Below are 19,836 nucleotides of genomic sequence, written 5' to 3'. Positions count from 1 at the left end.
GTCCCGACGCCGGGCGGCGCGGCCCGTCTCCGGCCGCCTTCGCGGCGCTGTGTTCTCAGGCCGCCTTCGCGGCTCGGCGGCGCAGCGCGGCGATGATGCCGGCGGCGTCCACCACGCCGTACCCGTAGTCGTGGTCATACCCTACGGCACTGCGATCATCGGCCGTCCGGCGCAGCAGAGTCCGGAGCTGGGCGGGCGGCAGCACGGTGGCGGGCCAGCGGGAGCGCACGGCGGCGACCAGCCCGGCCGCGACGGGGCAGGCGGCCGAGGTGCCGGAGTCGGGCTCGCCGTCGCCGAGCGCGCCCGAGCCGGCGAAGTGCGTGTAGGCGCAGACGTCCGGCTTGCGCGCCGTCAGCCGCCCGGGGCCCTGCGAGGAGTAGCCCACCCGCGCGCCGGCGGTGTCGATCCCGCCGATCGACAGCGCGCGGGGATGGGAGTTGGCCCCGACGATGGGCCGGTCGGGGAAGGCGCACCTGCTGTCGCGGCACTGCGTCCCGCAGTTGCCCGCGGCGAACAGGATGTCCGCCCCCGCCTCGGCCAGGCTGCCGACGATCAGGTTGAACGGATGGGCGGGGTTGTCGGAGTAGTTGCCGGGGTGGCCGGGCGGGAAGTCCCAGCGCGGGGAGAACGACCCCCAGCTGTTGGTGACCACCAGCGCCCGCGACTCGGCGGGCTGGGCGTCGAGGATCTCGCGCAGGTGTGCGTACGCCGCGATCGCGTCCGACAGCAGGCCGTCGAGCGTCGAGCCGCCCTGCCGCCGCGACAGCAGCACGGGGACGTCCACGAGCGACGCCTTGGGCGCGGCGATGAGCGCGTCGAAGGCGCACATCGTGCCGTGGTCGACCGGAAAGTCCCCCGGGGTCCCGGAGACGCTCGCGGGGTTCCAGCTCCGCTCGTGGTCGACCGTCACGTCGTGGCCGCGGGCGGCCTTGACGTACGCCGCGTTGATGCCCGTGTCGATGACGGCGAGGGGGACGCCGGAGCCGTCCAGCCCCTCGGACGTCAGGTCGGGCACGCGCAGCAGCCGTTCGACGTCGTGCCAGTCGCCGACCGCCGGGTCGCCCGCGCAGGTGAGCGTGGTCTCGATCGCCGGGTCGGCGTACACCGCGACCACGTCGCGGCGGGTCGCCGGCAGGAGGGCGATCCTGCTGGTGACCTCGTCGTCGGCGATCTCCCCGCGGACCACGACCGAGGCGTCCTGGGGCGCCATGGAGAAGATCAGCGGCTGGTTGAGCGACAGCGGGTCCCCGCCGGGGGACGCGGGCATCGGGCGGGGCACGGCCACGGGTGCGTACGACTGGTCGAGGACGACCCCGGGCAGGCCGTCGGCCACGTCGGACGCCGTGGACGGAACCGACCGGTCGGCGACCGCGGCGACCAGATCGGGGGAGGGACGCAATTGGATGAGTACGCGCACGACGAGTCCACTCCGTTACTCGGCGGATGGTGACTTGGTGGATACGTTACGTGACAACCTTGCTGCATCCGGGAGGCCGCGTCCACGTCTTCACGGAAAACCGTCCGGTGTCGCCCAGGGCGTGGACCTGGGGAATCGACGTGGAGATCGTCGCCGGGATCGTCGCCGGGATCGTCCACCCGGCCGCGCTCATGGCCCGGCCGGTTCGCCACGCGTCATTGCCCATGTTGAACGTCGTCCAGCGGTGTTGTTAGCGTGCGCGGATGGCAGATCTGGGACGACACGTGGCTTGGCCGCCCGAGCCGATCCGGACCGAGCGGCTCGTGCTCCGTGAGCCCGAGGCGCGGGACCGTACGACGTTCGTCGAGCTGCTCGCCTCGCCGGAGGTGCACACCTACCTCGGCGGTCCCCGCCCGCGCGACGAGCTCGAGCGTGAGATGCCCGAGGTGCCCGAACGATGGCCCGGGAGCTTCGTCGTCGAGCTCGGCGGGGCGATGATCGGCCACATCCTGCTCAGGAGAGCGGCCGGGCACCAGCGCCCGGCTGCCGCGGGGAAGGCCGATCTCGGCTACCTGTTCCTGCCGGAGGCCTGGGGGCGCGGATACGCCGCCGAGGCCTGCGCGGCGGCACTCGACTGGTTCGACCGCGCCCTCCCCGGCGAGCCGGTGGTGCTCACCACCCAAAGCGCCAACGCCGGCTCGATGCGCCTCGCGGCGAAGCTGGGCTTCGTCGAGGTCGAGCGGTTCCGGGCCTGGGACGCCGAGCAGTGGCTCGGCCTGCGGCCCCCGGCGATGTGACGGCCGGAGAAGGCCGGCGCCCGAAAGACGACGAGGACGTGCCGGGCGCGGCCTCCTCGTCGAGGAGGCCGCGCCCGGCGTTGTCCGCTCGGCCGCAGTCCCGCAGAGCCCGCTCAGGAGTTCCGGCTCAGAAGCCGCACAGCTCCGACAGGCTCTTGGCCGGCTTGTCGTTGGGAGTGGGGGTGGCGCGAGGGCTCGCCCCGGCGAGGATCGGCGTCCGCGAGGCCGGCGGGCTCGGCGAGGCGGACGGCGACGCGGAAGGCGACACGGTCCCCGCGGCCGAACCGGAGGGCGTCGCGGACGACGCCGATCCCGTGGAGGTCATCGGCGACGCGGTGGCCGCGACGGCGCCCCGGTCGGTCATCGACTCGCGGATCGCCTCGAGCGTCAGCTTCCTGATCTTGGCCCAGTCCGGGTTGCCGGTGTAGATGAGCGGCGGCACGAACTGGAGGCTGGTGATCTTGGCGTTCCTGACCTTCATGCCGAGGGGCACGAGATGCTCGAGCAGGTCGCGGGGGATGTCGGTGCGGAACATGTGCCGGGCCGCCGCCGCGATCTTGTTGAAGTTCGCGAGCACCGTGGCCGGGGTCACCTGCTGGGCGAGCGCGCCGATGACGCAGCGCTGGCGGCCCATGCGGGAGAAGTCGTCGCTGTCGACCCTGGAGCGGCCGTACCAGAGCACCTCCTCGCCGTTCAGCGTGCGGTAACCGGCCTTGATGGTGCCGGCGGTGCCGAACTTCCCGCCCCACTTGACGTCCTGCTCGACCCGGATCTTGAGCCCGCCGACCGCGTCGATCAAGGCCGCGAAGCCGTACATGTCGACCATCGCGTAGTAGTCGATGTGCAGGCCCAGGGTGTAGCCGATGGCGTCCTTGAGCGCCTGCGCGCCCCGGTTCTTGCCCCCCATGACCTGGGGGTTGTTGTCGGCGTAGTACCAGACGGAGTTGAGCAGGCCCTGGCCCTCGGCGTTGAAGCCGTTGGGGAACACCTTGCGCAGGGGGCTGCTCGGGGGAAAGCGGACGTACTGGAGGTTGCGCGGCAGGCTGAACAGGACCGTGTTGCCGGTGGCGATGTTCACGCTGGCCACGGTCATCGAGTCGGTGCGCACGCCGACCCGGTTGCCCGCGGCGTCACCGCCGAGCAGCAGGAAGTTCACCCGCTTCCGGCCGTTCCACGGGTCCTCGGCGCGTACGGGGGCGGGAGTCGAGCCGTCGTCCACCGGAGCCAGGACGTCGTCGAGTAACTGGTTGGCCGTCCTGATGGTGTTCGCGGTGAAGGCGAACGGCGCCATCACGGCCACGCACAGCACGCCCGCGACGATGCCGGACACCACCTGCCCGGTCTGGGGCAGGCGCTGCGGGCGCAGCGCGACGAAGGACAGCAGCACGAGCGTGAACCAGGCGAGCGCGCACACGCCCGCGCCGACCATGACGGCGGTCAACGTGCTGCCGCGCAGCGCGACCCCCGCGTTGTCCTTCAGGTTCAGGGCCAGGACCACCAGGGTGACCAGTACGACGCCGAACGTCGCCAGCAGAGCGAACCCGGTGCGGCGGTTGCCCGCCCGCAGGTGGGCCGCCCCGGGGAGGACGGCCGACAGCGCCGTCCAGCCGATCAGGGAGGCGGTGGTCAGCGGGGGACCGGAACGCGCCGCCCCGCCGCGCGTGGCGGCCGCGGGCGCCGGGCCCGTGGGTTCCCCGTCGCTCCCGGTCCCGCCACGCTGATCCGTGCCGGGACCGGGCCGGCCCGGGTTCACGCGAGGCTGACCGGTGTCTCCGCCCGGCTGACTCGGGTTCATGCGGGGTCGACCCGTATCTCCGCCGGGCTGAGCTGCGTCTCCGCCGTGCGGAACCGTGTCGCCGCCGGGCCGACCTGTGTCGCCGCCGGGCTGACCTGAGTCTCCGCTGGGCTGACCTGGGCGCCGACCTTCCCGGGGACCCCCGGTGCCGTCAGCGGGACCCCCGCCTCGCATGGTTCACCGCTCTCTCCTCCGAAGCCGTGGCTAGGGATTCTAACCCCCATATCCGGACAAGGTAGACGTAGATCATCAAGCCGGTGATCAGGAAACGGACGCGGACCCGACGACCCAGGTGTTGCACTGGTAGGTCATCGGGCGGGTGTACCCCTGGCGGAACCACGCGGCGTTGCTGCGCGTGTTGCCGTGGTCGCGCGGGCCTCCGGGCGGGTCGCCCAGGTGGCTGTACGCCCACAGAAGCGTGTTGCGCCGGGTGGCGTCGATCGGATACGAGGCGGCGACCGACCGCATGAACATGCCGCCGAAACACGTCGCCTGCAGTTCGTGCCGGCGGCTCAGGGCCATCCGTCCGCTGCGCGAGGTGGAGTCGAGCGTCTGCCGCCACCAGGAGTCGGAGATGCCCGAGAGGCTCTGGATGTGGTGGCCGTACTCATGGGCCATCATGCTGATGATGATCCCGTTCCACGACCCGAGCGGGCCGTACTCCCTCGCCATCGCCGAGGTGGAGGCGTAAATGGTGCTGTTGCTCGGGCAGTAGTAGGGGACGTTGCTGCCGGGGGCGGGGTAGTCGCCGCAGGCGCCCCTGCCCTTACGGGCCGCGATCATGTACTTCGGCGGGCTCCACGCGATCCCGGCCCGTTGCAGCGCCGGTGCCCACGCCTTGCCCATGCACGCGCCGGTCTTGAGGATCAGTGCCTTGAACTGCGCGTGGTTGTAGATGCTGGCGTTCCCGGCCCGGCAGTTCGTCTTCGCCGGCGATCCGGCCCGGTAGAGGCTGTTGTTCTTCGTCGTGCGGTTGAGCACCGGGGTCGGCCGCGTCGTTGGCTGCTTCGAGGGCTGGGTCGTGGGCTTGTGAGTCGGTTCCGTGTCCGTGGTGTTCTGGTGCGACGGGAACGGCGAGAAGGTGAGGGTCGGAAGAGCGACGGGCGAGACCGTCTCCTCGTGGTCCGACAGGCCCGCCAGCGCGGCCACCACCACGACGAGCACGAAGACGACCGCGAGCACGCCTATCAGCGCGCCGACGACGGCCCCCGCACCGGACTTGCGGCGGGGCGGACGCCAGGCGGGCGGCGGAAAGGGAGCGGCCGGCCCACGCGGGGGAGGAGGAGGCTGCGGCGCCCATCCGGGCCCCTGCGGCGGTGCCTGCGGTCCCTGCGGCGGTGCCTGAGGCCCCTGCGGCGGCGCCGGCGGGAACGGCATGCCCTGCGGCGCGGGCGGGGTTCCCTGGGCCGGTGTTCCCTGCGGCGGTGACCCCTGAGGTGGCGTTCCCCAGGCCGGAGTTCCCGCGGGCGGCGGAGGCTGCGGCGGGGCGAAGGCCGCCGGGGCCGCCGGGTACGCCGGGTTCGCCGGGTTCGCCGGGTTCGCCGGCGGAGCCTGGACAGCGCCGCTCGCCGGGTACGCGGGGCCGCCCGGCGCGTACGTCTGGCCGCCCGGGTGGCCGCCCGGATGCCCCGCGGCTCCGTTCGCCGGACCGTACGGAGCGCCGGTCGGCGCGGCGGGAGACGGCGGGGACGCGTAGGCGGCGGGGGACTGTGCCTGTGCCTGTGCGTGCGGCCCCTCACCCGTCGCGCCCGGCCACGCCGGGGTCTGCGGGTACCACTCGCCGCCCTGGTGCTGCGTTCCCCCCTGATACTGGGCTCCGGGCTGGTACGGCGTCGGGCCCGGCTGAGGGCCGTTCTGCGGAGGGAGGCCGCCCTGCGCCGGGGCCGCCGGGTGGGCGCCGTGGCCGGGGGGCGGCCCGGCCTGCGCATAGGGCTGCTGCCCGCCGTAGCCCTGCTGCCCGCCGTGACCCTGGGGGCCGCCGTGGGACGGGCCGTTCGGGGGCGCGGCCGGTCCCTGGGGATGCGTCCCGGGCGCATGGGGACCGCTCTGCTGCCGCGGGGGCGGCGGATAGGGCGCCGCGCCGGGGTAAGGGCCGGGGCCACCCGGGTGGCCGGGCTGCTCTCCCGGAGAGGGAGGCCATCCGGACGATCCGTTCCATGCTCCGGGTCCGGATTGCGGGACGCCGCCCTCCGGCATGCCCGGCCCGCCCGGGCCACCCCACGCGGGCGGGCCGTACGGTCCCGGCGCCGCGCCGGGTGATCGCGGTCCGTCCGGCGAGCCGGGCACAGCCTCGGGCGGCGGAAACGGCGGCCCTGAATAGGAAGGACTCCCCCCGGGCTGCTCCTGGGGAGGGTACTGCTGCGCCACGACATTGCCCCCTTTGTGGATTTGGGGCAAAAGAATACTGAAATCTCATCCATCACGGATGTAGCAGATGTCGGGCACGATGGGTAATCGACCGGCGTGATCTCTGCGATGTTCCGGAATCGCCGGGCTCGTCTGCCCTAGCGTTTTTCGCATGAATCTGCAGCAGCTCCGTTACGTGGTCGCCACTGCGGAGCACCGCACCATGACCGATGCCGCCAGATCGCTCTATATCGCGCAGCCCGCGCTGTCCCGCGCGATACGCGACCTGGAACGCGAACTCGGAATGACGCTTTTCGCGCGCTCGGGCCGCGGGGTCGTCGTGACGGCCCAGGGACGCCGGGTCGTGAAGCTGGCCCGCGAGGCCCTCGACGCGGTGGCCGAGATCGAGGCCCTCGCGACGCAGGGCAACTCCTCCGGCGCCGAACTGCGGATCGCGTCCACTCCGAGCCTGGAGCCCGGTCTCGCCGGGCGCCTGCTGCCCGCCTACGCCGCGGAGCATCCCGGGATCCGGGTGCACATCGTGCGGTGCGAGGGCCGGGAGGGGGTGGTCAGCGCGGTCCGCGAGCAGCGCGCCGATCTCGGGCTGACCGATCTCCCGGTGCCCACCGACCTGGTGAGCCACCCGCTCGAACGCCAGGAGATCGTGCTGATCTCCCCGCCCGGCCTCGACCTGCCCGATCCCGTCCCCGTGGCCCGGCTGGACGGCATGCGGCTGGTGCTGCCCGCCCCCGGCAGCCCGCGCCGCAGGGAGTTCGACCAGATCTTCGCCACGTACGGCGTCCGCCCGATCCCCGCCGTCGAGTCCGACGAGCGCCGGGGCTGGCTGCGGGCCGTACGGGAGGGGCGGGCCTCGCTGCTGTGGTACCGGAGCATGGCTGAGCAGGCGGCCAGGGCCGGCCTGGTGGTCCGATCGCTGGATCCCTCACTCCGGAAGATCATCGCGGTCGTGCACGCCCGGCGGCGGCTGCCCGCGATGGCGCAGGACTTCGTGGCCCTGGCCGAGGGCGGCTCCGCGGCGTGAGCGTATGCCCGCGTTTTGGACCGTTCCATCGGCGTGGGCGTCCGGCGGGCACGGATCGGACGACTCTCACCTAGTACGCTGGCGGGCGATGTCCACTACGCCGATGCCCGCCGAGGCGCCCGGCCCTCCGTCCGTCCTGCGCCTGCGCGGCCGCGCCTTCGGTCCCGGTGACTTCGCGGTCATGGCCGTGGTCAATCGGACCCCCGACTCCTTCTACGACAGGGGATCGACCTACGCCTTCTCCGCCGCCGTGGACGCCGCCTCCCGCCAGATCGAGGGGGGCGCGGACATCGTGGACATCGGCGGCGTCAAGGCCGGTCCCGGCACGGAGGTCGACCCGGCCGAGGAGATCCGCCGCGTGGCCGAGGTCGTCGCCGCGGTGCGCGAGCGGCACCCCGGCGTGATCATCAGTGTCGACACCTGGCGGTCGGAGGTCGCCAAGGTCGTCGCGGAGGCCGGGGCCGACCTGCTCAACGACACCTGGGGCGGTGTGGACCCCGAGCTCGCCGAGGTCGCCGCGGCGTACGGCATCGGCCTGGTGTGCGCGCACGCCGGGCGGGTGGAGCCGCGCACCCGGCCCCACCGCATCGCGTACGACGACGTGGTGGCCGACGTGATCACGTACACGACGGACCTCGCGGAGCGGGCGGTCGCGGCGGGGGTCCGCCGCGACGCGATCCTGGTCGACCCGGCGCACGACTTCGGCAAGAACACGTGGCACTCGCTGGAGGTCAGCAGGCGGCTCGGCGAGCTGACGGCCACGGGGTGGCCGGTGCTGGTGGCCGTCTCCAACAAGGACTTCGTCGGGGAGACCCTGGGCGGCCTGCCCGTGGAGGATCGCCACGCCGGCACGCTGGCGACGCTCACCGTGTCGGCGCTGCAGGGCGCCCGGGTGTTCCGCGTGCACGACGCGGCGAGCGCCCGTACGGCTCTCGCGGTGGTCTCCCGCCTCGGCGGCGCGCCCGCCTGAGCGAGGTGCCTCATCTCCGCGGGCGGCGGAGGCGTGCCGAGACGGAGGTCAGCTGACCTCGCGCTCCGGTCCCGACCAGGTGTCGCACGAGCCGGGCCTGCCGCTGCGCCATCCCCTCTCGAACCAGCGCCGCTGTGTGCTCGGGCGGCCGTGGTCACGCACCCACTGTGCGGGGAGCCGGCCGGTGTAGAGGTCCTGGAACCGCGTCAACGGCGGCAGGCCGCCGCGCGCCGCCTTGAGAGCCACTCCGGACAGGCACTCGGCCTGGAGCTCGAGCCGCCGGCTGTCGAGGTCGATCGCTCGTTTGGAGGCGGATTCGGACCGGAAGTCGGCGTAGTCGAGGATGTTCGTCATGTACTGCACGTGATGCCCGTACTCGTGGGCGGTCAGCTGCGCCGCCCACGCCGCCCCCCACGGTCCGATGACGTCCCGGGGCACGAGGATGTAATAGGTCGAGGTGAGCGGGCAGTAGGTGCCGGAGGCGCCCTTGGCGGGCATCGTCCCGCACTGGGGATCGCGCGTGTGGTGCCGGACGTACCTGCGCCGGGGCGGGGAGTAGAAGACCCGCACCGCGGCGAACTCGCGCGTCCAGACGCGGTCCAGGCAGGCCGACGCCGATCCGAGGTACCTCTTCATCGAGCCCCAGTGGTCCGGCTTGATCGCCGGCATCTCGCAGCGGGCGCTCGTCCGCGGCGCGGCGTATAGCGGGCTTTCGAGGGCGGCGCTCTCACCTGTGGGCACCGAGACCAGCCGGGGCCCGGACGGCGCCGGGGGCGAGGGTGAGGCGGGCGCCGGCGACGCGAGCGCCCCGGTCGACGGTGCGGCCGGCACGGGGGTCGCCCTGGCGGTGGGATCGGCGATGCAGGCCGTCGCGAGAAGACAGACCAGGAGCAAGGGGGGATAGCGTCGCATTGTGGGCAAATGGTAGCTGCGTCCGGCGACGAGAAGATCCCGCCGGAGGGGACTCCAGGTCGCCCGGAGGGCTCGCGCGGTCCCGGTCGCGCTGCCGGAACGCCGGACGTTTCCGGAGATGTGACAACTGGACCGGTTGTCAGGCTCCTCCGTACCATTGGCCCGTGCGGCTGAACGTCCTCGGGCCCATGGAACTCGTCGTGGACGGGCAGGCCGTACCGGCCGGACCGCCGAAGCAGCGAGCCCTCCTGGCTCTCCTCGCGATGCACGCCGACCGCGTGCTCCCCGTGGACCTCCTTGCGGACCGGCTGTGGTCGGGCAACCCCCCGCCCAGCGCCCAGGGGAGTCTGCAGGTCTACGTCTCCAACCTGCGCCGCCTGCTGGAGCCCGGCCGGCGGCCGGGTGCGACCTCGGCCGTCCTGGTCAGCGCCGCCGACGGGTACGGCCTCATGACCGGGGGGCTCGGCCTCGACACGAGGGACTTCGAGACGCTCGCGTCGGCAGGGGCCGGCCATCTCGCCGGGGGACGGCACGAGGTGGCGGCCACCGCCCTCGCCGAGGCGCTCGACCTGTGGCGAGGCGACCCGTACGCGGACGTGCGGTCCGAGGAGTGGGCGCAGCCGGAGATCGGCCGCCTGGAACAGGTGCGGCTGGACGCGGTGGAGGGGCTGGCCGCGGCCCTGCTGGAGCTCGGCCGCCACACGGACGTGGTCGCGCTGCTGGACTCGTTCGTCCGCGAGCATCCCCTGCGGGAGCGTGCCTGGGAACTGCTGGTGCTGGCCCACTACCGGGCGGACCGGCAGGCGGCGGCCCTCGAATGCCTGCGCCGGGTGCGCGAGGTGCTCGCCGGGGAGCTCGGCATCGACCCCGGGCCGCGGCTGCGGGGGCTCGAAAGCGCGGTGCTGCGCCAGGACCCCGCGCTGCTCCCTCCGCAGCCCCCGCAGCGGCCTTCGGCGCGGTCGCCGAAGGAGACGACGGTGCGCAGGGCTCCCGAGCCCGCGGCGCAACAGCCGGTCTTCGTCGGCAGGCAGAGCGCGCTGGAGTTCCTGTACGAGGCGGCCGAGGCGTCGTCCGCCGCCGGGCAGGTCGTGCTGGTGGACGGCGAGCCGGGCGTCGGCAAGACGAGCCTGCTGAAGCGGTTCCGCGCGACCGCCGACGTGCCCGTGGGCTGGGGGTCGAGTCCCGACCACGAGACCGCGCCCGCCCTGTGGCCCTGGGAACGGGTGCTGTGCGACCTCGCCGCCGCGGCCCCGGAGGCCGCCCTGCCCGGCGAGGTGAGCACGTTCCTGTCGGGCGGCGTGGAGGCGATCCCGGCGTCCGACGCGCAGGGGGCGCGGCTGCGGTTCTTCGAGGCGGTCGGCACGTTCCTGGCCGGCATCGGCCCGGTGATCGTCGTTCTGGAGGACATCCACGCGGCCGACGACGCGACGCTGCGGCTGCTGGTCCACGTGGCGTCCACCGCCCGGCCGGGCCTGCTGCTGGTGGCGACCTTCCGGCGGCACGAGGCGTCGGCGCTCACCGGCACGCTGTCGGCGCTGTCGCGGCTCGGCGCGCGCAGGTTCGGGCTCGACGGGCTCGCCACCGAGGAGGTCCGCGCGCTCGTCCGGGAGTTGTCCGGCCGCGACCCGGGCAGCCGCAGGGCCGAGGAACTGCGCGGGCGCACCGCCGGGAACCCGTTCTTCCTCGCGGAGCTTGCCCGGGCGGGCGAGGAGCTGCCGCGGGGCGTGCTGGACGTCGTGCTGCACCGGGTGGCGGGCCTGGGGGAGGAGGCGGCCCGTGTGCTGGAGCTCGCCGCGGTGATGGGTGACGAGTTCGACGCGGGCGTCCTGGCCCAGGTCGCCGGTGTCACGGTCGGCGACCTGCTGCCGCCGCTCGACGCGGCCCTCGACGCGGGGCTGATCCGGGAGTCGTCGTATCGGCTGGGCGGGTACGAGTTCGCCCATGCCCTGGTGACCGACGCGCTGCTGTCGCGCCGGTCGCGGCTGTGGCGGGCGCGGGTGCACGAGCAGGTCGCGGGCGTCCTCACCCGCGTCCACGGGGACCGGGACGACCGGGCGGCCGTGATCGCGCGGCACTGGCTCGCGGCCGCGGAGCTCGGCGTGGACAACGCCCGCATGGCGATGGACTACTCCGCCCGCGCCGCGCGGGCGGCCCTGCGGCGGCACGCGCCCGACGACGCGGCCATCTCGTGGCAGGAGGCGCTGGCGGCGGCCGAGCCGGCGGGGGCCGGCGCGGCCGAGCGGTTCGAGCTCGCCGTCGGGCTGGCCGGGAGCCGTTACGCCGCCGGGCGGTTCGACGAGGGTTACGAGGCGGTCGAGCAGGCGCTCGACCTGGCCGGCGCCGACCTGGAGAAGGCGGTAAGGGCCGCCGACATCGCGATGGGGCACGGCGTCTGGGTGCCGTTCCGCTACGGCCTCGACGTGGCCGCCCTGCGGGAGGCGATGGACCGGGCCGTGCGCGAGCTGCCCCCGGACACGGCCGCGTGGGCGACGGCGCAGGCCGTCCGGGCCGTCGTGCACGCCCAGACCGGTCACGAGGACGAGGTCGACGCGGTCTCGTCGCGGGCCGTGGCGGCGGCCGAGCGCGTGGGCGACCCCGCCCTGCTGCGGCGCGTGCTCCACCTGCGGCTGCTCGCCATGCAGGGACAGGACTTCATCGAGCAGGTCGCCGGGACCGCGCGGCGCCTGCTGGCCGAGCCGGACCTGTCGTCCCAGCTCAGGGTGATCGCGCAGCTCCACCTCGTCGCCCACCACGTCGAGCACGGCAGGGTGGGGCAGGCCCGCGCGCTGCTGGCGGAGACCGACGCGCTGCTGCGCGACCTGCACAATCCCACGCTGGCGCTGCAGGCGGCGATCGCACACGTGGGTCTCGACCTGTTCCAGGGGGTGCCGGACCCGGCTCGCCACTTCGAGCCCGTCAGGGCGACGCTGTCCTTCTCCGACCTCGCGTACTTCGAGGTGGGCATGCTCGCCGTGCGGGCCGAGACGCTCATCCAGGAGGACCGCTTCGGCGAGGAGGCGGAATGGGTCGAGGAGATGTTCCGGCGGACGGGCATGGCCGGGCTCGGCTACGTCCTGGCGTACGCGCTGGCGGACCGGGGCGAGCACGAGCGCGCCCGGCGGCTCCTGCGTGAGACCCCGCTGCCGCCGCGCGACTACCACTGGGCGATGGCCGCCATGTGCCGGCTGCACGCGGCGATCCGGCTCGGCGAGCCGGACATCGTCCGGGAGGTGTACGACGCCTTCCGTCCCTTCGCCGGGCTGCTGCACGTGAGCGGCACCTGCACCACGATCGACGGCGCGTACGACGGCCACATGGGCGAGGCGCTGCTGGCGCTGGGGGACCGCGAGGGGGCCCGGGCCCACCTACGGGAGGCGGTGCGCCTGCTGGAGCAGGCGGGCGGGGGCTACTGGCTGGCAAGGGCCCGCCAAGCCCTCGACAAGTGCACGTAGGGCCGGGTCGCTCAGTCTGTTGCCGACACGTTCGACACGTGAGGAAACAGACCGATGATCACACCGGAACACCTGACCGGCTTCCTGATGATGCACGCCGGTTTCCGCGCCGAGTTCGGCCGCCTGGCCGAGGCGTGCGCGAACCCGCGTGACGACGCGCACGAGGAACTTCTGGAGGAGCAGCTCGCGCTCGTGCTGGACATGCTGCACGCCCATCACTCGCACGAGGACGCCGGCCTGTGGCCCATGCTCGCCGAGCGTGCACCGGAGGCGGCGGAAGCGCTGAGCGAGCTGGAGTCCGAGCACTCCGCGCTCGATCCGCTCATCGCGGCCGCCGCCGATCGCGGAGTGCCCCTGGCCGGGCGGGCGCGCACTCTGCGCCGGCTGCACGAGCTCGTCAACGAGCACCTCGACCACGAGGAGCGGACCGCCGTGCCGCTCATGCTCCGCCACCTCACCGTCGAGGACGTCGAGGCCGACAAGCGCCGGGCGCTGGACGACTTCGGCCGCCGCCGGGTCCCCCTCGTCTTCGGCTGGCTCGCCTCGAGCGCGGACGCCGACCTGCTCGCGAGGTCGTACGCCGACCTGCCCGCCGTGGCGCGGCTCCTGTTCCGCCTGTTCTGGTGGCCGGCCTACCGGCGGCGCTACAGCCGCCTGTACGGCGCCGCCATCCCCGCGAGCGCTGTCCTGGAGTCGTGATGACCGCATCCGCACCGATCACGTGGCCGCGCGAGGCCGCCGAGCTCTTCGGCCGCGCCATGGTCTGCGAATACGCCTCGCTCACCCGCGTCGGCCGGCCCGTCACCTGGCCCGTCACGCCGTACATCGGCGCGGCCGGCACGCTCGATGTGAGCACCGGGCTCACCTACCCCGGCAAGGCCGAGCGCGCCCGGCGCGACCCGCGCGTCGCGCTGCTCTTCTCCAGCGCCGGCGCGGAGGGCACGGGCAGCGGGCTCGATCGGCCGCCGATCGTCCTGGTACAGGGCCGGGCGGCCGTACGCGACGCCGATCTGCAGGCCGGCACCGACCGGTACGTCCGCGAGTCGCTCGCCAAGACCGGCGCCGGATTCGCCGGGATGCCGTGGTTCCTGGTGAAGCGGCTGGGGTGGTATTTCGCTCGCATCTGGGTGGAGGTCACCCCCGAGAGGATCGTCTGGTGGCCCGAGGGCGACCTGTCCGGGACGCCCGAGGTCTGGACGGCCCCCGGAGGCCTCGCGGTCCCCGCCTCCGACCCCGCCCCCGCGGGTCCCCGGCTGCCGGGCCGATCGGCCCCGCCGCCGGACTGGCGGCTCTTCGCCGACCGCGCCGCCCGCCTGGGCGAGCCCGTCGTCACGATGGTCGCCGGCGGCATGCCGCTGCCGGTGCGCGTCCGCTCGGCCGCACGGACCGAGGCCGGCTTCGACCTGCGGTTGCCCGCCGGGGTCGAGGCGGCGCCCGGGCCCGTGTGCCTGACCTTCCACCGGCACGGCCCGGGCATGGAATGGCAGGAGAACGTGGTGCTCGTCGGGACCGCGACCGGAGCGGACGACCGGCTGAGCGTGCGGGTCGAGCGGGCCCTGAACGACTGGAGCCTGTCCGGCGACCGCCGCGAGCGGATCCGGTCGTTCCTCGGGCAGGGCCGCATGCTCAGAAAGCGCCTGAAGGCCGAGGCCGCGCGCCGCGGCCAGCCCGTCCCCCGCGTCCGCCGCCCCCACCCGTGACGGCCCGCGGCGGGTGCGGCCGGCGTCGGCGGGCGATGTCATCCGTGCAGCGGGACGCTCCATTCGAGGTGGGCGCCGCCGGTGGGAGGTGAGGTGACGGTGAAGGCGCCGCCGAGTCGTTCGGCGCGGTCGGCGAGGTTGCGCAGGCCGCTGCGGCGGCCTTCGGGCGGGATGCCGACGCCGTCGTCGTGGACCAGGAGGGTCAGGTGCCCGTCGGCGGCCTGGACGGTGACGTCGGCGCGGCGGGCCTTGGCGTGGCGGACGAGGTTGGACAGGGCCTCGCGGAGCACGGCGAGCAGGTGTTCGGCGACCTCGGGGGGCACGTCGTTGTCGAGGCGGCCCTCCAGGCTGAGGCCCGGCATGAAGCCCAGGTGGCCGCGCGCGCCTTCGACCAGGTCGACGATCTGGGCGCGCAGGCTGGGCGCGGTGTCTTCGCGGGGAGTCTGCAGGGCGAAGATGGTCGAGCGGATCTGGCGGATGGTGGTGTCGAGTTCGTCGATCGCGTTCTGCAGGCGGGAGGAGGCTTCGGGGCGTTCGACCAGGCGCACCGCGCTCATCAAGGTCATGGCGACGGCGAACAGGCGCTGGATGACGACGTCGTGCAGGTCCTTGGCGATGCGGTCGCGGTCTTCCAGCAGGCCGAGTCGTTCGGCGTCGCGGCGGGTCTCGGCCAGTTCCAGGGCGACGGCGGCCTGCCCGGCGAAGGCGTGCAGCGTCCGTAGTTCGGACTGGCTGAACGGCATCCGTCCCGAGCGTTTGACCAGGGCGAGCACCCCGCGCACGGCTCCCAGCGCACCCAGCGGCACGGCGCCGGCCGGGCCCACCGGCGGGTCGTCGGCCCAGACCAGGCGCACCTGGTTGTGGTCGAGATCGTCCAGTGCGAGCGGTTCACCGCTGAGGAACGCCCGGCCGGCCAGGGACCCCTCGACCGCGACCTCGTCGCCGACGAGACGGACGCCCGGCTGCCCGTCCTCGGCCGGCGCGCCGTCCTCCAGCGCCACGTGCAGGGTGTCGCCGTCCTTGCCCGGGAGCAGGATCGCCGCGGCGTCGGCGCCGGCCATCTCACGGGCCCGCCGCGCGATCAGCGTCAAGACCTCCTGCGGCTCGCCCCCGGACAGCAACCGCGTCGTGATGTCGGCCGAGGCCTGCAACCAGGTCTCCCGCCGCCGGCTGTCCTCGTACAACCGCGCGTTCTCGATCGCGACACCCGCGGCCGTGGCCAGGGCCACCACGATCGCCTCGTCGTCCTCGTCGAAGTCCCCGCCGCCGCGCTTCTCGGTCAGATACAGATTGCCGAACACCTCGTCGCGCACGCGGACCGGCACGCCCAGGAAACTGCCCATCGGCGGATGCCCCGGCGGGAAACCATAGGACTCGGGGTGCTCGGAGATGTGCGACAACCGCAGCGTCTGCGGCTCCTTGATCAGCAGGCCGAGCAGGCCCAGCCCGTGCGGCCAGTGCTCGATCCGGGCGATCTCCTCCTCGCTCAGCCCCACCGGCACGAACTGGATGAGCGTGTTCTCCTCCCCGATCACGCCCATCGCCCCGTAGGTCGCGTCCACCAGCGTGGCGGCGGTCGCCACGATCCGCCGCAGCACCACCTCCAGGTCCAGATCGCTGCCGATCGACACGACCGCCTCCAGCAGCGCGTGCACCCGATCACGCGTGGCCAGCACCGCCTCCAGACGCGTCTGCAACTCGGCCAGCAGATCGTCCAACCGCATGCTGGGAACCAGCGACCGCTGCTCGTTCTCCCTCATGCCCCAGAGTTTGGCAGCATCGGCACACCCGTGCCCACCCCCGGCGGACCCGGGGCGTTCACCGCGGCCAGGGCCCTCCTACGGCGAGAGGCGGCTCAGGCGTACAGGACCGACAGGAACCGGACGAGGACCGCCTCGCGGGACGCGGCCGGCAGCGCGTCGAGCACGGCGTTCACCACCGCCATCCCGGGCTGCCCGGTCGCGGTGAGGTCGATCCCCACCGACGCGGCGAGCTCGGCGAACGTGGCGTCGTCCAGCGCGTCGAGGTCGAGGGACGCGATCAGCTCGGGCAGCCCCTCGGGCACCTCGGCAGGCCCCCGCTTCCGGGCGGCCTCGGCCGCCTCCGCGATCACCTCCAGCATCGCGTCCACCCCGGCCAGCGTCACGCCGGTGACCGTCACGTGGATGTTGGCCGGGATCCCGGCGTACGACAGCTGCGGCTGGAGGAACCAGCCGAGCCGGCGCGCCTCGTCGGCGAGCACGAAGACGTCCACCTCGGCGGAGCCGGCGATGGCGACCAGCGCGGCCTCCGGCTCGCCGAGCACCCGCAGACCGGGGATCTTCCCTACGCCGTCGGTCAGCCTCCGGGTCGCCTCGAGCGTCCTGCGGCCGAGCTCCAGGTAGCCCTCCCGGCCGAGGGCCTGCAGGGTCGCCCAGGCGCCGCCCAGCGGCCCCGCCGAGCGCGAGCTCTGCACGGTCGCGTTGATGATCGTGTAACCGGGCCAGGCCGCCGAGGCGAAGTAGGCCCGGCGGCGCAGTTCCGCGTCGCGGAACAGCAGCACCGACGCCCCCTTCGGCGCGTACCCGAACTTGTGCAGGTCGCAGGAGATCGAGGTGACGCCGGGCACGCTCAGGTCGAAGGGCGGGATCGCGGCCCCGGCCTCGCGCAGCCACGGCAGCAGCCAGCCGCCGACGCAGGCGTCCACGTGGCACGGCACGCCGCGCGAGGCGGCGAGCGCGGCGACCTCCTCGACCGGGTCGACGACGCCCTGCGGGTAGGACGGCGCCGAGACCACGGCCAGCGCGGTCCGGTCGTCCAGCGCGTCCTCGAACGCCGGGACCGAGGCGCGGTAGCCGGCCGGGTCCACCGGGACCGGCACGATCTCCATGCCGAGGTAGTGCGCGGCCTTGTGGAACGCCGGGTGCGCGGTGACCGGCAGCACGACCCGGGTGGCGCCGGGGCGGGCGTCGCGGGCCGCCTTCACCGCCAGCATGATCGACTCGGTGCCGCCGCTGGTGAAGATCCCGGGCGCGCCGGGCCGTCCGAGCAGCTCGGCCACCGCCCCGACGACCTGGCGCTCCAGCGCGACCATGCTGGGGAAGGCCGTCGGGTCGAGCATGTTGACCTCGAGCATCTCCGCGTACGCCCGGTGCGCGGCCTCGTGCACCTCCGGCAGGCCGGTGTCGTAGACGTAGGCCGTCACCTTGCCGCCGCGGACCGGCAGGTCGGCCGCCTTCAGGGCGGTGAGCTCGGCGAGCAGTTCGGCGACGGGCCTGCCGTGGTCGGGAAGCATGGAACTCCTCAACGTGCCAGGGGGATCCGGACGACGGCGCGCAGTCCGGGGGAGGCGTCCTCCAGATGGACCGTACCGCCGTGGGCCTCGACCGTGGTGCGCACGATCGCGAGACCGAGCCCGGCGCCGCCGTCGTCGCGGCTGCGCGCGTCGTCGAGCCGGGTGAACCGGTCGAAGACCCGCTCGCGGTCCTCCGGCGGGATGCCCGGCCCGTCGTCGGTGACGGTCAGCTCCGCGACCGCCCCGTCGGCGCGCACGCCGATCCGGACCGTGGACGCCGCGTGCCGCAGGGCGTTGCCGACCAGGTTGGCGAGCACCCGCCGCAGGTCCAGGGCGTCGCCCACCACGACGGGAGACGGGCCGGGCCCGAGGTCGAGGGCGAGGCCGTGCCGCTCGGCCGTACGGCGGGCGAGCTCGGCCAGGTCGACCGGCTCCCGCCGGCCCAGGCGTCCCTCGTCGAGCCGGGCGAGCGCGAGCAGGTCCTCGGCGAGCCGGGACAGCCGGAGGGTGTCCTCGAGCACCCCTTCCGCCGTCTCCTTCCAGTCCTGCCCCTCCGGGTGGCTGAGCGCGACCTCCAGCTGGAGCCGCATGCTCGCGAGCGGGCTGCGCAACTCGTGCGCGGCGTCGGAGACCAGCGCCCGCTGGCGCGCGTCGGCCTCCTCCAGCCGCCCGAGCATGTCGTTGAGGGTGGTCGCGAGCGCGTGCACCTCGTCGCGGGCCTCGGGCACCGGCAGCCGCCGCGACCGCGCGGTCGCGCCCACCTCGGCCGCGCCCCGCCGCAGCAGCGCGATGGGCCGCAGCGTGCGCCCGACGACCAGCCACGAGACCGCCGCCAGCAGCGCGAGCAGGAGCGGCATGCCCGCGATCAGCACGTGCCCGGTGGTCACCAGGCTGCTCTCCACCTCGGCGAACGAGCGCGCCACGATCACCGTCACGCCGCGGTCCGCGCCGAGCACCCGCACCCGCAGCGTCCCCGGCAGCGCGTACGGCCGGCCGTCCAGGAAAAGGGGCTCGCCGGCGCGTACGGCGGCCTCCCGCGCCGGCGCAGGCAGCAGGGGGACCAGGCGGTCGGTGTTCGGCGTGGCGTCGACGACGCGCCCGTCCCGGTCGAGCACCTGCACGATCGTGTTGTCCGCCGAGACGACGGGATCGGACAGCCGGTCCGCGTCCGACAGCGCGACGATCTCACGCGCCCGCTGGTAGACCTGGTCGTCGATGCGGCGGACGAGCGCCTCGCCGAGCACCGCGACGAACACGTACGCCGACACGGCGAGGGCGAGCGCCAGCACGGCGGTCGCGGCGGCGGTCACCCGGAACCGCAGGCTCTGCCGCCGCCACCACGTCACGGGGCGCGCGAGGACGGCGGGATCGGGCAGGCGCACGGGTCAGCCGCCGTCGCTCGCGAGCCGGTATCCGGCTCCGCGCACGGTCTGCAGGGCGGCTCGCCCGAACGGCGTGTCGATCTTCCGGCGGAGATACCCGACGTAGACCTCGACCACGTTCGGGTCGGTGTCGTAGGTGTCCCACACGTGCTCCAGGATCTCCGGCTTCGACACCACCTCGCCCGGCCGGCGCATCAGATACTCCAGCAGCGCGAACTCCCTGGGCGTCAGCTCGACCGGCTCCTCGCCCCGCGCGACGTGCCGTGCCGCGGGGTCGAGCGACAGGTCGCCCGCGCGGAGCACGGCGGGCCTGCGGCCGCCGCCCCGGCGCAGCAGGGCCCGGAGCCGGGCCACCAGCACGACGTACGAGAACGGCTTGGTGAGGTAGTCGTCGGCGCCGAGGTCGAGCCCGTCGGCCATGTCGTACTCGCCGTCCTTGGCCGACAGCATGAGGATCGGCACCCAGTTCTCCTCCGCGCGCAACTGCTTGCACACGTTGTAGCCGGACAGGCCGGGCAGCATGATGTCGAGCACGACCACGTCGTAGTCGCCGACGCGGGCCAGGTGCAGGCCCTCGTGGCCGTCGTGCGCCAGGTCGACGGCGAAGCCCTCCGCCTGCAGCCCGCGGCGCAGCGCCGCCGCCATCCGCCGCTCGTCCTCCACCACCAGAACCCGCATTGCCCCAGTGTGGCCCCTTTCGCCGGTGCGGGTGCGGCGTGCCTGAGAGGCCTCTCAGCCCGTCTCAGCGT

15 protein-coding genes are annotated in these 19,836 nt (G+C 74.0%); 7 read left to right on the top strand and 8 right to left on the bottom strand.

The features are described from left to right. Positions 1-55 precede the first annotated feature (55 nt). Positions 56-1,417, bottom strand: a complete 1,362-nt coding sequence (locus AAH991_RS29110; RefSeq protein ID WP_346229116.1) for a S8 family peptidase — start codon at positions 1,415-1,417, stop codon at positions 56-58. A 50-nt stretch (positions 1,418-1,467) separates the two neighbouring features. On the opposite strand from AAH991_RS29110, the gene AAH991_RS29105 reads away from it, so the two are divergent. Further along, entirely contained in the window at positions 1,468-1,671 is a 204-nt protein-coding gene (locus AAH991_RS29105; protein WP_346229115.1) for a hypothetical protein, read from the top strand. A gap of 9 nt (positions 1,672-1,680) precedes the next feature. Next, positions 1,681-2,214 carry a GNAT family N-acetyltransferase gene (locus AAH991_RS29100; protein ID WP_346229114.1) on the top strand — a complete coding sequence of 178 codons (534 nt, stop codon included), beginning with the start codon at positions 1,681-1,683 and terminating at the stop codon, positions 2,212-2,214. A gap of 127 nt (positions 2,215-2,341) precedes the next feature. Here AAH991_RS29100 and AAH991_RS29095 read toward each other — a convergent pair whose 3' ends face one another. After that, on the bottom strand, positions 2,342-3,967 hold the full coding sequence (locus tag AAH991_RS29095) for an LCP family protein (protein ID WP_346229113.1): 1,626 nt from the start codon (positions 3,965-3,967) through the stop codon (positions 2,342-2,344). A 303-nt stretch (positions 3,968-4,270) separates the two neighbouring features. After that, positions 4,271-5,191 carry a neutral zinc metallopeptidase gene (locus tag AAH991_RS29090; protein WP_346229112.1) on the bottom strand — a complete coding sequence of 307 codons (921 nt, stop codon included), beginning with the start codon at positions 5,189-5,191 and terminating at the stop codon, positions 4,271-4,273. 1,336 nt (positions 5,192-6,527) lie between these two features. Between AAH991_RS29090 and AAH991_RS29085 the strand changes: the two genes are divergently transcribed. Together AAH991_RS29085 and folP are read left to right on the top strand one after the other, a co-directional pair. Further along, on the top strand, positions 6,528-7,397 hold the full coding sequence (locus tag AAH991_RS29085) for a LysR family transcriptional regulator (protein WP_346229111.1): 870 nt from the start codon (positions 6,528-6,530) through the stop codon (positions 7,395-7,397). An 88-nt stretch (positions 7,398-7,485) separates the two neighbouring features. Continuing rightward, entirely contained in the window at positions 7,486-8,367 is an 882-nt protein-coding gene (gene folP, locus AAH991_RS29080) for a dihydropteroate synthase (protein WP_346229110.1), read from the top strand. Between the two features lie 48 nt (positions 8,368-8,415). Here the strand turns inward: folP and AAH991_RS29075 are convergent, their stop codons facing one another. Next, positions 8,416-9,279, bottom strand: coding sequence for a neutral zinc metallopeptidase (locus AAH991_RS29075; protein WP_346229109.1), 864 nt, complete (start codon positions 9,277-9,279; stop codon positions 8,416-8,418). A 164-nt stretch (positions 9,280-9,443) separates the two neighbouring features. Between AAH991_RS29075 and AAH991_RS29070 the strand changes: the two genes are divergently transcribed. The 3 genes from AAH991_RS29070 to AAH991_RS29060 are packed head-to-tail and all read left to right on the top strand — an operon-like array spanning position 9,444 to position 14,431. Continuing rightward, positions 9,444-12,731 carry an ATP-binding protein gene (locus AAH991_RS29070; RefSeq protein ID WP_346229108.1) on the top strand — a complete coding sequence of 1,096 codons (3,288 nt, stop codon included), beginning with the start codon at positions 9,444-9,446 and terminating at the stop codon, positions 12,729-12,731. A 54-nt stretch (positions 12,732-12,785) separates the two neighbouring features. Next, complete coding sequence (locus AAH991_RS29065; RefSeq protein WP_346229107.1) at positions 12,786-13,430, top strand: hemerythrin domain-containing protein; 645 nt, start codon at positions 12,786-12,788, stop codon at positions 13,428-13,430. Next, entirely contained in the window at positions 13,430-14,431 is a 1,002-nt protein-coding gene (locus AAH991_RS29060) for a pyridoxamine 5'-phosphate oxidase family protein (protein ID WP_346229106.1), read from the top strand. The genes AAH991_RS29065 and AAH991_RS29060 overlap by 1 nt, the downstream gene beginning before the upstream one ends. Positions 14,432-14,469: 38 nt before the next feature. On the opposite strand, the gene AAH991_RS29055 is transcribed toward AAH991_RS29060, so the two are convergent. From AAH991_RS29055 to AAH991_RS29040, 4 genes are all read right to left on the bottom strand, one after another. Further along, a complete protein-coding gene (locus tag AAH991_RS29055; protein WP_346229105.1) occupies positions 14,470-16,191 on the bottom strand; it encodes a sensor histidine kinase in 1,722 nt (573 codons plus the stop codon). Positions 16,192-16,286: 95 nt separating this feature from the next. Further along, complete coding sequence (locus tag AAH991_RS29050; RefSeq protein WP_346229104.1) at positions 16,287-17,705, bottom strand: pyridoxal phosphate-dependent decarboxylase family protein; 1,419 nt, start codon at positions 17,703-17,705, stop codon at positions 16,287-16,289. 8 nt (positions 17,706-17,713) lie between these two features. Beyond that, on the bottom strand, positions 17,714-19,087 hold the full coding sequence (locus tag AAH991_RS29045) for a sensor histidine kinase (RefSeq protein ID WP_346229103.1): 1,374 nt from the start codon (positions 19,085-19,087) through the stop codon (positions 17,714-17,716). A 3-nt stretch (positions 19,088-19,090) separates the two neighbouring features. Then, positions 19,091-19,765: a response regulator transcription factor gene (locus AAH991_RS29040; RefSeq protein WP_346229102.1), complete on the bottom strand. Its 675-nt coding sequence runs from the start codon at positions 19,763-19,765 to the stop codon at positions 19,091-19,093. Positions 19,766-19,836: the final 71 nt, after the last annotated feature.

Source organism: Microbispora sp. ZYX-F-249 (assembly GCF_039649665.1).
Taxonomy (GTDB): Bacteria; Actinomycetota; Actinomycetes; order Streptosporangiales; family Streptosporangiaceae; genus Microbispora; species Microbispora maris.
This window is presented reverse-complemented; position numbering and strand designations above follow the sequence as displayed.